Here is a 17,337-nt window from a genome sequence, read left to right on the forward strand (position 1 = left end):
GTTGCGTGCAGACGGCTTTAATCCCGCCAGCCTTCGGGTTTATAGGGTGTTCGGGTATCGCTGGATACACATATGGCGGTAGGTGGGCGCGGTGGGCCACCCCAAATGGGTACGTTGGGAGGTGGGAACGTTGGTTCGGGAATGGGTTGACGCAACTGAAGAGCATAGAACAACTCAGCACCCGGTAAGCCCGATGGGCCATTCGGATCAGTGGCACCCAATGGCAACCCAACAACATCTTTACGATCTAACCAGTACCGGAAACTGGAAACCGCCGAGGCCGTGAAGTATCCCACAACGGTTTCAGTAACTGACCCTATTTTTTTTACGTTTCCAGAAAGAGCAGTAGGTGGCGTATCGGCTAACCCTCCCGATTTCTGAGACTGGTCCTGAAGCAGTTTGTAAAACCGATAAGCGCTAGCCGAAAGCGAAGCCTGGCGTAGCTCAACTAAACAGGGCTCATGGGTGTAGAAGGGTATCTGCGCTACTTTACGGCCCAGACTTAACCCCCCATTGCTATATTGATCGTCGAAAACATTTATGTCATAATTATGCAGTATTTCCCAGCATTGGGTTCGACACACATAATCATAGACATACGGAGGCTTATCGACAACTATGGGCTGTCCGACATCATGTGTTTGTACCGGCACAAAGCAATCTTCGTATGGGTCAGTTCCTGAAACATAGTATCTGTAAGGTATATATACGTGAGGGAGAATGTTATTGACCGCATAAACGCCCTGAACGCAACTACGGCACCAGCCTTGTTTTTCGTATAGGTTCCAGTCCCAGCGGTAATAGTTACGTTGATCTACCGGGTCCTGAAAGTCAATAAATAAATCATGTCCTGCCCTAAAGAAACCATCAATGGCAGTGGTCTGGGAAAGACTATTAAGATTGAAGGTGGCGCTTACCTGACTAATGGACGGCACCGATTGCATGATTTGTTGAGAGGATACATAACGTGAACCGTCGGACAAGGAAAAGCGTAACTGATACGCATGGCCAATCTGACCCTTAAAATCGCTGGGTAACTGATAACTGCCATCCACCGTTTCGTGAGCAGCTACCACTTGAGCCGAATCGACGACAACTTCAACAGTCGCTTTGGTCACTGGCACAGTCCCGAAGCGGCCCGTTAAGCGATCAGCCCTAGAGCGGTTAAGCCGAACGATTTGGGGTTCTGCCAGATTTGTGATAGTGCCATCGACTACCAGAATATCGTTGGTGCCATTCAACCCAATGTCCTCAGGATCGACACAAGCTACCAGGCCGACTGCTAGTAGAAATACAAGAAAAGCACGCATTCCGTTGAGCGATTTACTTAAACTCGAAGTTGTAGGTCAGGCTGGGGATCGGGGCAGCAAAAATGCTCAACCGATACGGGTTAGTCGCCTGTCCTTCGGTCCGGTAAAAGATCGAATACACATTCCGACGACCGTACAGATTGTACACCGTAAACGTCCAATGGCCCTGCCACCGACGGTTCTTCATGCTGGGGTTGTAGATATTCCAGGCAAAATCCAGTCGGTGATAGTCGGGCAGGCGGTACTGGTTCCGTTCGTCATAATAGGGATAGGTTCGGCCCTGGTAGCGAATGAAGCCTTCAGGCGCTGTATAGGGGCGGCCCGTGCTGTAGGCAAAATTGAACGAAAAACTGTGATGACGCCCCTGGTTGATGTTCAGGCTGATGTTTAGACTATGCGGCCGGTCGTAATTGGCCCGGTACCAATCCCCCCCATTGATCTGCTGCTGAAAATCGACCCCTTCGGCTACCTGGTTGAGCGTACGCGCATAGGTGTAGTTGATCCAGCCGGTGAGTTCACCTTTCTTTTTAGCCATCATGATTTCCAACCCATACGCCTTGCTCCGGCCCGGTAGCAATTGCGTTTCGGGATAGGGTTGTAATAGGAAATCGGCTCCTGGTTTATAGTCCAGAATATGCTGAGTACTACGCCAGTATACCTCGGCCGATAACTCAAAAATGTTATTCTTCGAATTATGAAAATACCCGGCCGACCACAACTGACTTACCTGTGGCTGGATATGCGTATCCGACGTTTTCCAGCGCGACGTAGGCAAAGGAGTTGTGGTGTTGGTGATTACCTGCAAATACTGCCGCATCAGGTTGTAACCCAGCTTGATCGACGAGTTAGCTCCCACTGCGTAGCGCAGACCCAGCCGAGGTTCAAACCCACCGTATTGACTAGCCACCTGACCAGCCCCGTATCTGACCGAATCGACAACATTAGTAATATCGTAAACGGCCCCGCCCGTTCCTTCACTGCCGTATCGTCGTACCACAGATGGCCCCAAACTCAGAAAATGCGAATAACGCAGCCCTACCGACACCGCCAGCTTTTCTGACACACTCATCTCGTCTTCAGCATGGATGCCCAGTTCCAGCGCATTTTCGATGGGTGTCCGCTGATAATTGACCGCCAGACTATTACCGGGTATCAACTCGCCGGGGTTTAGTCGGTAATGGGTTCCGCTAATCCCGATTTCAATTTTCTGATTGTCTAACTGATAATTCAAATTTGATTTAATCTGCCGTTGCAAGAGCGACTGTTTCAACACCACCTTATTGAATGTACTATCCTCAGTCGACAGGATGCGGGGAATATATTGAGCAACCAGTGCCGTTGTTTGCAGATTCAGTCGGGGGTTAAAGGCATGAAACCAGCGAACCATCCCATTGGCGGTCTGCTGAGCATATTGCGTGTTAATCGCATTAACGTTCGCCAGACTACCCAGCAAATTGGTCTGGAATAAGTCCTGACTGAAGTAGCCCATGGCGGTTACCGTATTCCGGTCATCGATCCGCCAGAAAAGCTTAGCCGCTCCGTCACCAAACTTTGCCCGAATGTCGTCCAGTCGTTTTGAAGCCAGTCGAAGCAGAAAATCATTAAAAGCCCCTCGCCCCGAAACCAGTAAGCCCAATTTACCCTTTATGATCGGGGTTTCGATCGTGAGCCGATTGGCGACCAGACTAGCACCACCACTGAGTTTAAACTCGTTCAGATCAGGATTGCGCAGGCTGATGTCCAGAACGGATGCCGCCCGACCACCATACCGGGCAGGTACATTGCCTTTATACAAATCCAGGCCCCCTACGGCATCGGGCGGAAACACCGAAAAAAGCCCAAACATATGGGTAGGATTAAAGATTGGGGTATCGTCCATCAGAATCAGGTTCTGGTCGGTGGTGCCGCCCCGAATGTTGACTCCGTTGGCCGCTTCGCCCACACTCGTGACACCCGGCAGCATTTGCAGACTACGCATAATATCGACCTCCCCTAAAGCAGCCGGCATCTTTTTGAGCGTAGCAATATTGATCTGACTGACACCCAGCAACGGCTGACGAACATTCCGATCGTAGCCTTTACTGGTAACGACGACCTCTTCGAGCTGACTGGCTACGGAGGGCAAGCGCACATCCAGGGTGGTGTTGCCCCGAATGGAAATCGTTGTTCGGAAGGGGACAAAGCCAATACTACGCACCACCACAATGTGCTGACCCATCCGGGTCTTGATCGAATAGCGCCCCTGCTCGTCGGTATATGTACCCGTAGCCGACTTGTCGTAGTCCAGCACAACAGCCGCCCGAACAACGGGTTGATTGGAGGTCGAGTCCCGAATCGTACCCGATAGAGTATAAAGAATCTGAGCAGAAGCTACTCCACTAATCAGCGCCAGGAGAAGTGTAGATAAAATACGAGTCATGAAGCGAAAAGGTAAACAAAGGTGCGGTTATACTTTACTGTTCAGCCGTAGTGATGCCCCATTCTCATTGTTCATGAACCAGCTACTGCTTATTAGAATATGTCGATAGTTAGTTAAATCATTTTTCCACAAAATCTACTATAATCATAGTCCATTTGTAAGAATTGCCTATTGATTCGTTAACTGAATAGTAATCCAGTCGTGCTGGCTACCTTATTTGTCAGGAGTATGCGTTCGTTTCTTTTGCTTTTGGTCTGTCTATCAATCACCTGCTGGCTCACTGCCTGTGTCGATTCACTTGATCTTACCCTCAACAGTACGATCGATGTGCTGGTCGTGGATGGCACGATCACGAATCTTCCAGAGCCGCAGGTAATCCGACTGAATCGTTCTCAAGCGGATCGATTGACTGGTCGTTTTGGAGCCATACCCATCACCAAAGCCACGGTAGAAATCATTGTGGACTCGACTCAGATTATTCCCTGCCACGAAACCGTAGACGGTACCTATCAACTTCCCAGTGATTTTAAAGGACAAATTGGGCACGCCTATCAACTGCGGTTTGCCCTTCCCGATGGTACTCGCTATCAATCGACGCAGCAGGTTATGCCAGCCGTACCCCCAATTCGTAGTGTATCAGCCCGCTTCAATCCAGTGGCATTGCCCATTGAGCAGCAGTTGGATGGAGGCTACCGAGCTGGTCATGACGTATTTATCGACACCCAGGACCCCGCCGGCCAGTCGAATTATTACCGCTGGGACTGGAAACTGTGGGAAAAACAAAGCTGGTGTCGGAGTTGTCAACAGGGCATTTATTCAGTAAATAATATCCTGCCTCATACCTACAAAGACAAAACATTTTATGTAGCTGGCAACGATCTGTATGAAGACTGTTTCGTACCTGTAAATTATCTGGAAGCTGGACAACCGCCCTTTCAGAGTGGATTATACGTGTACGATTACCCCTGCCGTACCGACTGTTGGGAGATCCTTTATAGCTATGCATTGAATGTATTCGATGATCGATATACAAATGGCAATCTGATTCAGCATCGGTCCGTCGCTCAAATCCCGTATTACGATAGCACTGCCTGCCTGGTCGAAGTTCGTCAGTTGTCGCTAACCCAATCCGCTCATGCCTACTTCAACCAGTTTCAGCATACCCAATCGACCAACGGGCTGACCGATACAGCCCCTTCGGCCCCTGTTGGTAATATCCGAAACGTAGCCGACAGCCGGGAGAACGTAGTGGGGTATTTTACAGCATCGGCTGTTTCGGCCAAACGAATATGGATTGAACGCAAGGATGTGACAGGACTCCCCTTTGGCAACACGGTCCCCGAAAAAGTTGCCTGGCAACCGGGTGCAGCCTTTTTTTATTCCTTAAATCGGAGACAACCAATGCCCGAACCCATTTATCCATATCCCAGCATCCGAATATGGGGTGGTCCTCCCCGACCCGCCACCGCCATTTGCGTATCCAGCGACAGCCGAACGCCGTTCAAACCGGAAGGCTGGCAGGAGTAGGGCCGGGCGACATTCCTAGCCTTTCAGGAAAAAACGGTATGAATCTATCGTGCAGATTTGGTGGTCTATAAGGTAATTGTAATTTTGGCGCATAATCGTTGATCTAAATTCCTATAATTATTAATATGACTACGGCCCTCGACTCTTCTACCCAGCAACGTGTTGATAAATGGCTCAGTGGCAATTACGATGCCGCTACGAAAGAATCGATTCAGCATTTGATCGACTCAGGCAATACGACCGAACTTACCGACTCCTTTTATCGCGATCTGGAATTCGGAACCGGAGGGCTTCGCGGAATTCTGGGGGTTGGCTCTAACCGGATGAACCGCTACACGGTCGGTGCCGCTACACAGGGCCTCTCCAATTACATCAATGCGGCCTTTCCCGGTGAAGATGTGAGCGTGGCTATCGCCCACGACAGCCGCCGGATGAGCCCGGAATTTGCCCAGCTAGCGGCCGATATTTTCTCAGCCAATGGTATTAAAGTGTACCTGTTCAGTAGCCTGCGCCCCACACCTGAGCTTTCGTTTGCGATTCGGCAGTTAGGTTGCCAGAGTGGTCTGGTTATCACGGCTTCGCACAACCCGCCCGAGTACAACGGCTACAAAGTGTACTGGAACGATGGTGGTCAGGTCGTATCGCCACACGACAAGGGGATTATTGCTGAGGTAAATAAAGTCACCTCCGTCGACGAGATCAAGTTCCTGGGCATTCCTGAACGCATTACGATGATCGACGAAGTCATCGATGCCCCCTATGTGGAGCGGGTAAAATCGAACGCCGTTAACCCCGATGTCATTAAGCGTCAGGCAAACCTGAACATTGTCTACACACCCATTCACGGAACAGGTATTACACTGGTACCGCGCGTACTTGATGCACTCGGATTCAATAACGTTCATATTGTCGAACAGCAGGCCACTCCCGATGGCAACTTCCCCACGGTAAAATCGCCCAATCCTGAAGAACGGGCTGCCATGCAACTGGCCCTGGATCTGGCCTTGTCGATCAACGCCGATCTGGTGATGGCTACCGACCCCGATGCCGACCGCGTTGGCGCGGGCGCCCGGAACCACCATGGCGAGTTTGAACTGCTCAACGGCAACCAGATGGCTAGTCTGATTATTTACTACCTGCTCAATGCCTGGAAAGATGCCGGTAAACTGACAGGTAAGGAGTTTGTAGCCAAAACCATCGTAACTACGGATCTGATCGATCAGATGTGCAAAAACTATGGTGTCACTTGCTACAATACCCTAACCGGCTTTAAGTACATTGCTGAGGTCATTCGCGAACTCGAAGGCAAAGAGAAGTTTATTGGCGGTGGTGAAGAAAGCTATGGCTACCTCATCGGTGATTTCGTCCGCGATAAAGACGCCATTGCCTCCTGTGCGATCATCGCGGAGTTGACTGCCTATGCCAAAGATCAGGGCAAGAGCCTATTCGATATGCTGATGGCGATGTACATGGAGAATGGATTCTACTACGAGGCCCTGGTATCGCTGACCAAGAAAGGCAAATCGGGAGCCGAAGAAATCCAGCAGATGATGGCCGACTTCCGGGCCAATCCGCCCAAATCGATTGCCGGATCACCCGTCGTACGCGTCGACGATTACAAAGCCCTGACGCGGCTGGATGCTCAATCGGGGACTAGCACAGCCATTGAAGCCGGTAAAATGGGCATTGAGTCATCCAATGTGCTACAATTCTTTACGGAAGACGGGACCAAAGTATCGGCTCGTCCGTCGGGTACGGAGCCTAAAATCAAGTTTTATGTTAGCGTTCGCGAGCCACTGGCCAGCAAGGAAGCCTTTGACGAAACGTATGCTCAACTAAAAGCGAAAGTGCAGCGTGTAATCGATGAATTGCAGCTAACGTAGTAAATCATACGACTGATCGACCAAAAACAGTAGTAATACTATACTAATCCCGTACGCTTCCAGGCTTACGGGATTTTTTTGTGCTTTATTTTTAATTTTTTACATAAAAGCAACATAATATACAACGCCACTCTCTTTATATTTAAGGATTATTACCTATCCAAATTTTCTATATTTTCTCACTAATTCCAATCAACCCTATGACAAACAATTATTTACGACAAACAGGTCGTATGGTAGCCCTATTTTTATTTAGCTGGCTCCTTTGCATACGTGTTTATGCTCAGGACCGCAAAATAACTGGGCGCATTACCGACGGAAATGACAACAGTGCAGTCCCCGGAGCGAACGTTGTGGTAAAAGGAACCCAAACTGGGGTGGTCACCGACGCAAACGGACAGTTTTCGCTGAATGTAGCTTCAGGCCGCAATGTACTCACCGTTTCGGCCATTGGATATGTCTCTCAGGATGTCACAATTGGCAATCGTTCCTCTGTCGACATTACCTTAGCCCCTGACATCAAGACATTGAGCGAAGTGGTTGTAACGGGATACGGTGCCCAGGCCAAACGGGATATTACTGGTGCCGTGGCCACGGTCGATACGAAACAATTGTTGTCCGTTCCGTCTACCAATGTTGGGCAGGCTTTGCAGGGCCGCGTGGCTGGGGTACAGGTGGGCAATGAGAACGCTCCCGGTGGTGGGGTGATGGTGCGTATCCGTGGGTTCGGTACCATCAACGACAACTCGCCCCTGTATGTTGTTGACGGTGTCCCCACAAAAGGCAACCTGAACACCCTGAATCTCAATGACGTAGAAAGTATGCAGATTCTGAAAGACGCGTCGGCAGCATCTATTTACGGTTCGCGAGCTGGCAACGGCGTGGTCATTATCACAACCAAGAAGGGGAAGGCCGGTAAGCCCAAGTTCACCTACGATACCTATTATGGGACCCAACGTCATGGTAAACTCCTCGACATGCTTAATACGCAGGAGTATGCTCAACTCACCTGGGAATCCCGTATCAATTCGGGCGTAGTGGGTGCCAATGGCAATCCGGTTCACTCGCAGTTCGGCAATGGCCCAACGCCCGTAATCCCGGATTTTGTACTGCCTAGTGGTGCTTCGGCCAGCGACCCTCGCGTGGCCTTAAATCCCGATGGAACGTATAAGAACTATAACAACGACATCAACTCGCCTAACTTCCTGCTGATTACCAAAGCGAACAAGGTGGGCACGAACTGGCTGGAAGAAATTTTCCAGACCGCTCCTATTCAGAACCATCAGTTGGGCGTATCGGGCGGTAGCGAAAACGGTCGGTATGCCATGTCGCTTAACTACTTCAACCAGGATGGGATTATGAAGTATACGGGCTACAAACGGTATTCGTTACGGTCAAACACCGAATTCAACGTCAACAAGCGGGTGCGCGTGGGGCAGAATTTTCAGGTAGCCTATGGCGAACGGATTGCGCAGGCCAACGGGAACAATGCCGAAAGCAACCCAATTTCGTTTGCGTACCGGATTCAGCCCATCATTCCGGTCTATGATGTAGCCGGAAATTTTGCCGGAACTCGCGGTGGTGACCTCGATAATGCCAACAACCCGGTTGCTCTTCTATATCGAAACAAAGACAATGTACAGAAAGAAATTCGTCTGTTTGGGAACGCCTTTGCCGAAGTCGACATTCTGCCCAACCTGACAGCACGTACCAGTTTCGGTATCGACTATAACCTGTACAACTACCGCAACTACATCATTCGCGACATCGAATCAGCCGAAGCGCGTGGTTCCAACCAGCTTACGACCAATAACAACTACGAATGGACCTGGACCTGGTATAATACACTGACCTACAACCTGTCGCTGGGCGACCGGCACCGTTTCAATGTCATTGCGGGTACGGAATCGATCAAAAACTACTTCGAAACGTTTGATGCAACCCGGACTAATTTCGCCGTTGACGACATCGAAAACCGCTACTTAAGTGCCGGTACGGGCGTACAAACTAACAACGGGGGCGCTTCCAACTGGCGACTGGCATCGGAATTTGCTAAAGTCAATTACGCCCTCGATGACAAATACCTGATCGACCTGACCGTTCGTCGGGACCGCTCTTCCCGTTTTGCTCCCGAATATCGTTCGGCTGTATTCCCGGCTGCCAGTGTAGGCTGGCGGGTTTCGAAAGAGAATTTCTTTAAGCCCCTCACGTTGGTTGATGATCTGAAATTCCGGGCAGGTCTGGGCCAGACGGGTAACCAGGAAATCGGTAACTACAACTCGTTCACCCAGTTCAGTACCAACCCAGCTACGTCGTTCTACGATATCAATGGCACCCGTACTTCGGCCGTACCCGGCTATGAGCTGACGCAGTTTGGTAATGCGAAAGCCAAATGGGAAACCACCACCAGCCTGAACATCGGTTTTGACGCCAGCCTGTTGAAAAATCGCCTGACGGTTAATTTCGACTGGTATACCCGTACCACAAGCGATATGCTGTTCCCGGTATCGGCACCACTCACCCAGGGGGTCGCCACGAACCCATTCCAGAACATTGGCGAAATGCGTAACCGGGGTATTGACCTGATGATTAACTATGGCGACAAAATCGGAAGCAGTGGCCTGACGTATAACATCGGAGCCAATTTCAGCACCTACCGGAACACCGTTACCAAAACCAATGGCGACCCAAGCACGCAGTACTTCGGCATCAACGACGAGCGGATTCAGAACTTCGTTGTCACCCAGCAGAACTATCCAATCGCGTCGTTCTTCGGCTATACCATCGATGGCATTTTCCAGACCAACGAAGAAGCTAAAGCGTATTTACCTCAGTTTGGCACAACAACAGCCAACAATCCGGAAAACGTGGCGGGTCGTTTCAGGTTCCGGGATGTCAATGGGGATGGGGTAATTAACTCAGGGGATCTGAGCATTATTGGCAACCCGCATCCAAAATTCACCTATGGTCTGAATATCAACCTGAACTACAAAAACTTTGGGCTAACCTTATTCGGCCAGGGCGTCCAGGGCAATCAGATTTTCAACTACGTGAAATACTGGACGGATTTCCCAACGTTTGCCGGAAACCGAAGTACCCGTATGCTCTATCAATCGTGGCGCCCTGGCAAAACCGACGCGATTCTCCCACAGCTTCGGGCGAGCGATCAGATCAGTATTCTGCCATCGACCTATTACCTCGAAAGCGGCTCCTATTTCCGGATGAAAAATATCCAGTTAACCTACCAGTTGCCCCAGACTCTGCTTAACAAACTGAAAATGGGCGCAACCTCGGTGTACGTTCAGGGGCAGAACCTGTTCACGGTTACGAACTATTCCGGCATGGACCCCGAAATCAACCTGCGTAACTACACGGCCGGGAACGACCGTCAGATTGGGGTCGATGGTGGTTCGTATCCGGTAGCGAAAACGATTCTTGTAGGCTTAAATCTGTCGTTCTGATGTAGGATATAGGATGCAAGCTATTTGACGTATGTTATGTAATTACTAATGGCCATACTTCTCACATCCTACATCATACCTCATACATAAAAATCTTATCATGAAAAAACTCACCTTATTCATAACCATCTTCTGTCTGTCAGTGGCTACGTCCTGCTCCGACAAATTTCTGGATGTACAGCCGAAAGCAGCATTGGCCGTAACCACGCTGCAAAACAAAGTAGGGGTCAATGCCTTATTGATTGGCGTTTATTCGCTGCTGGATGGCTGGGCCACCGCCGAAGGTGCTTATCGTTCCTACAACGTAGGAGCCGACAACTGGGTATACGGCAGTGTAGCCAGCGATGATGCCTACAAAGGAACCATTGCTGGTGACCAGCCCCCTATCTCATTGATCGAACAGGGCAACAGCCAGTCGGACAACATCTATTTCCGGGGTAAATGGCGGGGCATGTACGATGGCATTGCCCGTGCCAATGACGTATTACAGGCACTGACGGCCGTAAAAGACATGACTGATGCCGAAAAAGCACAGGTTACTGCCGAGGCCCGATTCCTGCGGGGCCACTTCCATTTTGAACTCAAAAAGATGTTTAACATGGTGCCTTATATCGACGAAAAAATTTACAATCCGAACGACCTGGAAAGCACTAAGGTCCCGAACAACGTCGACATCTGGCCGAACATAGTAGCTGACCTGAAAGCGGCTTACGATGTTTTGCCAACCAAACAGACGTCGGTAGGTCGGCCCACCAAATGGGCTGCAGCTGCCGAATTAGGAAAGGCGTATCTGTTTCAGAAAAAATACGCGGAAGCGAAACCACTGCTCGAAGCCATCGTAGCTAGTGGACAATACAAGCTCGTAGATAAGTACCACGATAATTTCAGAGCCGTCACGAACAACAACGCTGAATCGATTTTCGAGGTACAATATTCAGTAAACGATGGGGCTCCGGGTGGCGAAAATGGTAACATTGGGTCTACGCTGAACTACCCTTATGGTGGGGGTGGCGTGACGACCTGCTGCGGTTTCTTCCAGCCCTCGCAAAATCTGGTCAATTCATTTAAGACGGATGCCAACGGTCTTCCCTTAATCGACTCCTTTAATGCCACCGATATGACTAACGACCAGGGTATTGAATCGACGTCTCCATTCACACCCTATGCAGGCACAGTTGATCCTCGGTTGGATCATACCGTTGGGCGCCGGGGTATTCCTTTCCTCGACTGGGGCGTTCATCCAGGCAAAGCGTACGTACGGGATCAGTCGTACGGCGGCCCTTATTCACCCAAGAAGCACGTGATGTATAAATCGGATGTAGGTACCAATACCTTCGCGGGCAACCCACGTCTGAATGCCAATAACTACCGCATGATTCGCTACAGCCACGTGCTGCTTTGGCTGGCCGAAATCGAAACGGAAATTGGCGATCTGAACAAGGCCCGCGCCTATGTGAACCAGATTCGTCGTCGGGCCGCTAATCCAGATGGATTTGTTAAAAATGCCGATGGAACCGCTGCTGCCAATTATCTGATTAAAGAATATACAACTGCCTGGACCGACCAGGCTACGGCCCGCAAAGCGGTACAATTTGAGGAGCGACTGGAGTTCGGTATGGAAGGGCACCGTCGGTTCGATCTGGTTCGCTGGGGCATTGCCGATCAGACGCTTAATGCCTATTATGCCGCCGAAGCCTCCAAACGGATTTATCTGAAAGGGGTTACGTTTGTAAAAGGCAAGCATGAGTATTTCCCGATCCCAATCCAGGAGATCTTCAACAGTAAAAAAGATGGCAAGGAAACGCTAACGCAAAATCCCGGCTATTGATAAACGATAGGGCTATATAGATTTGCCTGATGTTTCTTTGGAAGGCCAAAAGTGGTCAATAGGTAATTTTTCCTGTTGACCACTTTTGGTTTCTACAAAGTGGTTGGATCATCGGAATAACGTATCACAACGTAAGCAGCCTAAAAAATCTGTATCTTTGCAGGCTGTTCCTGTTACATGTTCATGAAACAACACATAACCCAAGTCGACCAACTTAGTCAAATAGCCCATACCCTATTGGCCGAAGGACGTGGGCAATCCGTGTGGTTGTTTGAAGGGGATATGGGAGCCGGTAAAACTACGCTTATTAAAGAACTTTGTAGAGCGCTGGGCGTTATCAGCATAGTCCAAAGCCCGACGTTTTCCATCGTCAATGAATATACAACCCACGAAGGTCATTCTGTATATCATTTCGATTGTTATCGGCTTCGCAACGAAGCCGAAGCGCTCGACATCGGTATTGAAGAATATTTCGACTCAGGAAGTTATTGTTTCATTGAGTGGCCCGAACGGATTCGTTCGCTCTGGCCAGCTACCTATTATCAGGTCCATCTTTCGGTCGATCAGGAAGGCAACCGAACCGTGGACGCAAAATTGATTGACTAGTTTCAGTATTCAGTTTATGACAGTTCCCTTACGCAAGGGGAGCGATCATAAACCGTAAACTTTTCGCAAGTGACTGGATTTGAGGAATTGGCCAAACAAACGGCCCTATATCCGAAAGAAGCACCGCTGGCCGTAAAGACCAATCGCAATGGTCTGCTTATTGGCCTGCCTAAAGAAGTGTCGCTTCAGGAGAATCGTATTGCGCTTACTCCCGAAGCAGTAGCCATTCTGGTTCGAAACGGCCATAATGTAATCGTTGAGCAGGGAGCAGGCGCTAAGGCTAATTTTTCCGATACGGAATACAGCGAGGCCGGTGCGCAAATCGCTCAATCGCCAAAGGAAGTGTATACGGCCCATTTAATCCTGAAAGTTGAGCCGCTTATCGACGGCGAGTTCGAATTTATTCAGACGGGCAGCACAGTCATTTCTGCCCTCAACTTACCCGCGCATGATCGGTCTTACTTCGAAAAGATCAATGAAAAGAACCTGACCGCGTTTGGCTACGAATACATCGAAGACCAGTCTGGTGGGCTCCCCGTTATCCGGTCTATGAGTGAAATTGCGGGCAGTACCGTCATGCTCATTGCCGGAGAATACCTGAGCAATGCCGCCAATGGTCGGGGCATCATCCTGGGTGGCATTACGGGCGTTCCGCCCACGAAAGTGGTGATGCTGGGCGCCGGAACCGTCACCGAGTATGCCATCCGTATGGCCTTAGGGATGGGCGCCGAAGTAAAAGTTTTCGACAAATACCTGTATAAGCTTCAGCGGCTAAAGTACGCTGTTGGTCAACACGTTTACACCTCCATCATTGCCTCCGACACCCTGGCCGAAGCGGTTCAGCGGGCCGATGTGGTGATTGGCGCCATGCGGGCCGAGGATGGGTTGAGCCCGGTGGTCGTGACCGAAGAGATGGTAGGCCGAATGAAACCCGGCTCGGTCATTATCGACGTATCCATCGATCAGGGAGGTAACTTCGAAACCTCCCGCATGACTACCCATAAAACCCCTACGTACAAACATATGGGGGTCATTCATTACTGCGTGCCTAATATAGCCGCTCGGGTGGCCCACACGGCCAGCATGGCTCTGAGCAACATCTTCCTGCCGTTTCTGCTCGAAACGGGAACTACGGGTGGCATCGAACAGATGATGTATGCGAACCGTTGGTTTATGAAAGGTGTTTATACCCATAAAGGAACGCTCACAAACGCCTATATCGCCCGTAAATTCAACATGCGTTTTAAAGACCTGGACCTTTTACTGGCAGCACGGTTTTAATACAGTATTGAGGAGTTAGGAGCGAGAAGTGAGCATGCTGTCGCATCAGGAAAAATGGGTCTCAGCATGCTCTCTCCTCGCTCCTAACGCCTAACTCCTTAAAGATTATGATTAACCACAGTAATGAAAATACGCTACTTGACGACGCCAACTCCTACGATGTAAATCAGGAGTTAATGGGCGCCATTTCGTCGGATTTTGTCAAAGTGGCCGATCAGTTGAAAGAAGCATCGTATCAAATTCGGAAACGGGGATTTTCTGAATACCCTATTTTTGTTGCTTCCCGTCGGGAAGTTCCCATGGGTCAACTGCTGATCGGCGCTACTGAACTGGAGAACCAGTGGAATTACAAAGCCTCCTTTCTGGACGAGTTTGTCCAACGGGCCCTGATCGGCAGAGAATCCATCGACTTATGGAAAGAGAACTACAAAAAGCCTGATGAATACTGCTGTTTGTTCGTTGTACATGCCGATTTTGCAGGCTTTGTTTATATCCCCTACCCGGAAGATTAAACAAGAGAATCTCCTAAAAAAAGTGACGCCGAATCAACATGATTCGGCGTCACTTTTTTTAGGAGTCCAATAATACTTTTTCTAGAAACAACAGCCCACATAAACAGGCGCATCAAGTTGTCATTTTTCGGGGTTCACTGCGCCCTCTATAGCACGACCAGGGAAATACCCATCCCCCAAAAAACCACGCAGAAACTACGAGAGGGGGCATTTATTGTAAATCAGAATATTTTTTTGTATATTAAGCCAATCTTGTAAAAAGGGGTAGGAAAAGAGGAATATTTTTTGTATTTTTACAATCTGTAAGTCGATTTAGAATCACCTAAATTCCTGAGCCTTAAACAACAGATTTCTGACATTTTTTCATTCTAATATGACCAACGAATTGATTGAAGCTGATGCTCCTGTAGAGACCACACCTAACAGCAACTATGGTGCCGATAACATCACTGTATTAGAAGGTCTGGAGGCCGTTCGCAAACGCCCATCGATGTACATCGGCGATGTTGGTATACGGGGATTACACCATCTGATCTGGGAAGTCGTTGACAACTCAATCGATGAAGCCCTGGCGGGGTATTGCGACAAAATCAGCGTAACGATTAATCCTGACAATTCTATTACCGTTCAGGACAACGGCCGTGGAATTCCAACAGGCATAAATACCAAAATGGGTAAGTCGGCCCTCGAAATTGCCATGACCATACTCCATGCGGGTGGCAAGTTCGATAAAGACACCTATAAAGTTTCGGGAGGTCTGCACGGTGTTGGTGTATCCTGCGTTAATGCGCTCTCAACCGACGTGCGTGTGGAAGTTCACCGCGAAGGCAAAATCTTTGAACAGGAGTATAAAATTGGCGTTCCGCAGTACGATGTGCGCGTCATTGGTGAAGCTTCTGATACGGGGACAAAGACCCACTTTAAACCCGACAGCAGTATCTTCACCGAAACCGTTTATAAGTACGATACCGTAGCCGGGCGTCTGCGTGAATTAGCGTATCTGAACAAAGGAATCCGCATTCACCTGAAAGATCTCCGGGAACTGGATGAAGCCGGTGAACCCATTCGCCAGGACGAATTCTTCTCCGAAGGGGGCCTGATCGAATTTGTTCAGTATCTCGACGAAACCCGCCCTTCGCTCGATGGCATGAAGCCGATCTACATGGAGAGCGATAAAGGCTCTACGCCCGTACAGGTAGCGCTGGTATACAATTACGAAGCCGGGGAGAATGTGCAGTCGTACGTCAACAACATCAACACGCACGAAGGCGGTACACACGTACAGGGGTTCCGCTCCGCATTGACCCGTGTGTTGAAAAACTACGCCGACCGCAACGCTGATAAACTGCCCAAAAATACGGGTAAGGTTCAGTTTAGCGGGGAAGATTTCCGCAAAGGACTGACGGCTGTTATTTCGGTAAAAGTGCAGGACCCTCAGTTTGAAGGACAGACCAAAACCAAACTGGGCAACCAGGAGGTCGTAAGTGCGGTTAGTCAGGCGATGGCCGACCTGCTGGAAACCTGGCTGGAAGAAAATCCTAAAACGGCCATCGGTATCGTCAAGAAGGTGCTCGTATCCGCCCAGGCCCGTCTGGCCGCCGAACAGGCGTACAAACGCATCATGGCCGACCGGAAAGACTTTATGGGAGGCATGGGCTTACCTGGCAAACTGGCCGACTGCTCCGATACTGACCCCGAAAAATGTGAGTTGTATCTGGTAGAGGGCGACTCGGCTGGTGGTACCGCCAAACAGGGCCGTAACCGGGCGTTCCAGGCCATTTTGCCGCTGCGTGGTAAAATCCTGAACGTCGAAAAAGCCCTCGAACACAAAGTATACGAAAACGAAGAGATCAAAAATATCTGGACGGCCCTGGGCGTTCGGCTGGAGAAAAAAGATGACGAGACTATCATGAACCTGGACAAGCTCCGGTATCATAAGATCATCATCATGACCGATGCCGACGTCGATGGTAGCCACATTCGGACGCTGATTCTGACGTTGTTCTACCGCAACATGAAGGCCCTGATCGATAACGGCTACATCTACATTGCTCAACCTCCGCTCTATCTGGTAAAAAAAGGCAAGGAAGAGCGGTATTGCTGGACCGAAGCCCAGCGTGAAGCCGCTGTAAAAGAACTCGCCGGTGCCGGTAAAGAAGAAAATGTAGGGGTTCAGCGGTACAAAGGACTTGGTGAAATGAATGCCGAGCAGCTTTGGAGCACGACCATGAACCCCGATACCCGTACGTTGAAAGTGGTAACGGTTGAATCGGCCGCCGATGCCGACCACGTTTTCTCAACCCTGATGGGTGATGAGGTGGCCCCCCGGCGCGACTTCATCGAACGAAATGCGAAATATGCCCGAGTGGATGTTTAACCGAATAATAACACAGAGCGGGCCTTAAAGCCCGCTTTTTTGTTTTATTTCGGTGTTAATATGTTAGTCATAAGAACAAAGGCATAGAATTCGATACACACCTGAGCATAACGTCGGGGAATGACGTCGAAAT

The 17,337-nt window shown here is 49.7% G+C and carries 10 protein-coding genes; 8 read left to right on the top strand and 2 right to left on the bottom strand.

The window, feature by feature from the left end; genetic code table 11:
* Window positions 1-17 precede the first annotated feature (17 nt).
* Together B153_RS0104210 and B153_RS0104215 are read right to left on the bottom strand one after the other, a co-directional pair.
* A complete protein-coding gene (locus B153_RS0104210; protein ID WP_020595423.1) occupies window positions 18-1,310 on the bottom strand; it encodes a DUF4249 domain-containing protein in 1,293 nt (430 codons plus the stop codon).
* Between the two features lie 13 nt (window positions 1,311-1,323).
* Entirely contained in the window at window positions 1,324-3,729 is a 2,406-nt protein-coding gene (locus tag B153_RS0104215; RefSeq protein ID WP_020595424.1) for a TonB-dependent receptor, read from the bottom strand.
* Between the two features lie 228 nt (window positions 3,730-3,957).
* Here B153_RS0104215 and B153_RS0104220 point away from each other — a divergent pair, with 228 nt between their 5' ends.
* The 8 genes from B153_RS0104220 (at window position 3,958) to gyrB (ending at window position 17,204) form a co-directional block, all read left to right on the top strand.
* The gene (locus B153_RS0104220; protein WP_020595425.1) at window positions 3,958-5,256 is read left to right on the top strand and encodes a DUF4249 domain-containing protein; all 1,299 of its coding nucleotides are present in this window, start codon (window positions 3,958-3,960) and stop codon (window positions 5,254-5,256) included.
* A 125-nt stretch (window positions 5,257-5,381) separates the two neighbouring features.
* Window positions 5,382-7,139 carry a phospho-sugar mutase gene (locus B153_RS0104225; RefSeq protein WP_020595426.1) on the top strand — a complete coding sequence of 586 codons (1,758 nt, stop codon included), beginning with the start codon at window positions 5,382-5,384 and terminating at the stop codon, window positions 7,137-7,139.
* A 200-nt stretch (window positions 7,140-7,339) separates the two neighbouring features.
* Complete coding sequence (locus tag B153_RS0104230) at window positions 7,340-10,600, top strand: SusC/RagA family TonB-linked outer membrane protein (protein ID WP_020595427.1); 3,261 nt, start codon at window positions 7,340-7,342, stop codon at window positions 10,598-10,600.
* A gap of 100 nt (window positions 10,601-10,700) precedes the next feature.
* Complete coding sequence (locus B153_RS0104235) at window positions 10,701-12,428, top strand: RagB/SusD family nutrient uptake outer membrane protein (RefSeq protein WP_020595428.1); 1,728 nt, start codon at window positions 10,701-10,703, stop codon at window positions 12,426-12,428.
* 177 nt (window positions 12,429-12,605) lie between these two features.
* Entirely contained in the window at window positions 12,606-13,034 is a 429-nt protein-coding gene (gene tsaE / locus B153_RS0104240) for a tRNA (adenosine(37)-N6)-threonylcarbamoyltransferase complex ATPase subunit type 1 TsaE (protein ID WP_020595429.1), read from the top strand.
* 69 nt (window positions 13,035-13,103) lie between these two features.
* Window positions 13,104-14,315 (top strand): alanine dehydrogenase, encoded by a 1,212-nt coding sequence (locus B153_RS0104245; protein WP_020595430.1) that lies wholly within the window; start codon window positions 13,104-13,106, stop codon window positions 14,313-14,315.
* A 107-nt stretch (window positions 14,316-14,422) separates the two neighbouring features.
* Window positions 14,423-14,827 (top strand): hypothetical protein, encoded by a 405-nt coding sequence (locus B153_RS0104250; protein WP_020595431.1) that lies wholly within the window; start codon window positions 14,423-14,425, stop codon window positions 14,825-14,827.
* Window positions 14,828-15,200: 373 nt separating this feature from the next.
* On the top strand, window positions 15,201-17,204 hold the full coding sequence (gyrB, locus tag B153_RS0104255) for a DNA topoisomerase (ATP-hydrolyzing) subunit B (protein WP_020595432.1): 2,004 nt from the start codon (window positions 15,201-15,203) through the stop codon (window positions 17,202-17,204).
* Window positions 17,205-17,337 lie beyond the last annotated feature (133 nt).

The organism is Spirosoma panaciterrae DSM 21099 (assembly GCF_000374025.1).
GTDB classification, from domain to species: domain Bacteria; phylum Bacteroidota; class Bacteroidia; order Cytophagales; family Spirosomataceae; genus Spirosoma; species Spirosoma panaciterrae.

What these genes read in the sequence shown, in the direction of transcription:
- B153_RS0104230 (WP_020595427.1), top strand. Translation starts at nt 7,340, where the DNA reads ATGACAAACAATTATTTACGACAAACAGGTCGTATGGTAGCCCTATTT.
- B153_RS0104235 (WP_020595428.1), top strand. Translation starts at nt 10,701, where the DNA reads ATGAAAAAACTCACCTTATTCATAACCATCTTCTGTCTGTCAGTGGCT.
- tsaE (WP_020595429.1), top strand. Translation starts at nt 12,606, where the DNA reads ATGTTCATGAAACAACACATAACCCAAGTCGACCAACTTAGTCAAATA.
- gyrB (WP_020595432.1), top strand. Translation starts at nt 15,201, where the DNA reads ATGACCAACGAATTGATTGAAGCTGATGCTCCTGTAGAGACCACACCT.
- B153_RS0104210 (WP_020595423.1), bottom strand. Translation starts at nt 1,310, where the DNA reads ATGCGTGCTTTTCTTGTATTTCTACTAGCAGTCGGCCTGGTAGCTTGT.
- B153_RS0104250 (WP_020595431.1), top strand. Translation starts at nt 14,423, where the DNA reads ATGATTAACCACAGTAATGAAAATACGCTACTTGACGACGCCAACTCC.
- B153_RS0104225 (WP_020595426.1), top strand. Translation starts at nt 5,382, where the DNA reads ATGACTACGGCCCTCGACTCTTCTACCCAGCAACGTGTTGATAAATGG.
- B153_RS0104220 (WP_020595425.1), top strand. Translation starts at nt 3,958, where the DNA reads ATGCGTTCGTTTCTTTTGCTTTTGGTCTGTCTATCAATCACCTGCTGG.
- B153_RS0104215 (WP_020595424.1), bottom strand. Translation starts at nt 3,729, where the DNA reads ATGACTCGTATTTTATCTACACTTCTCCTGGCGCTGATTAGTGGAGTA.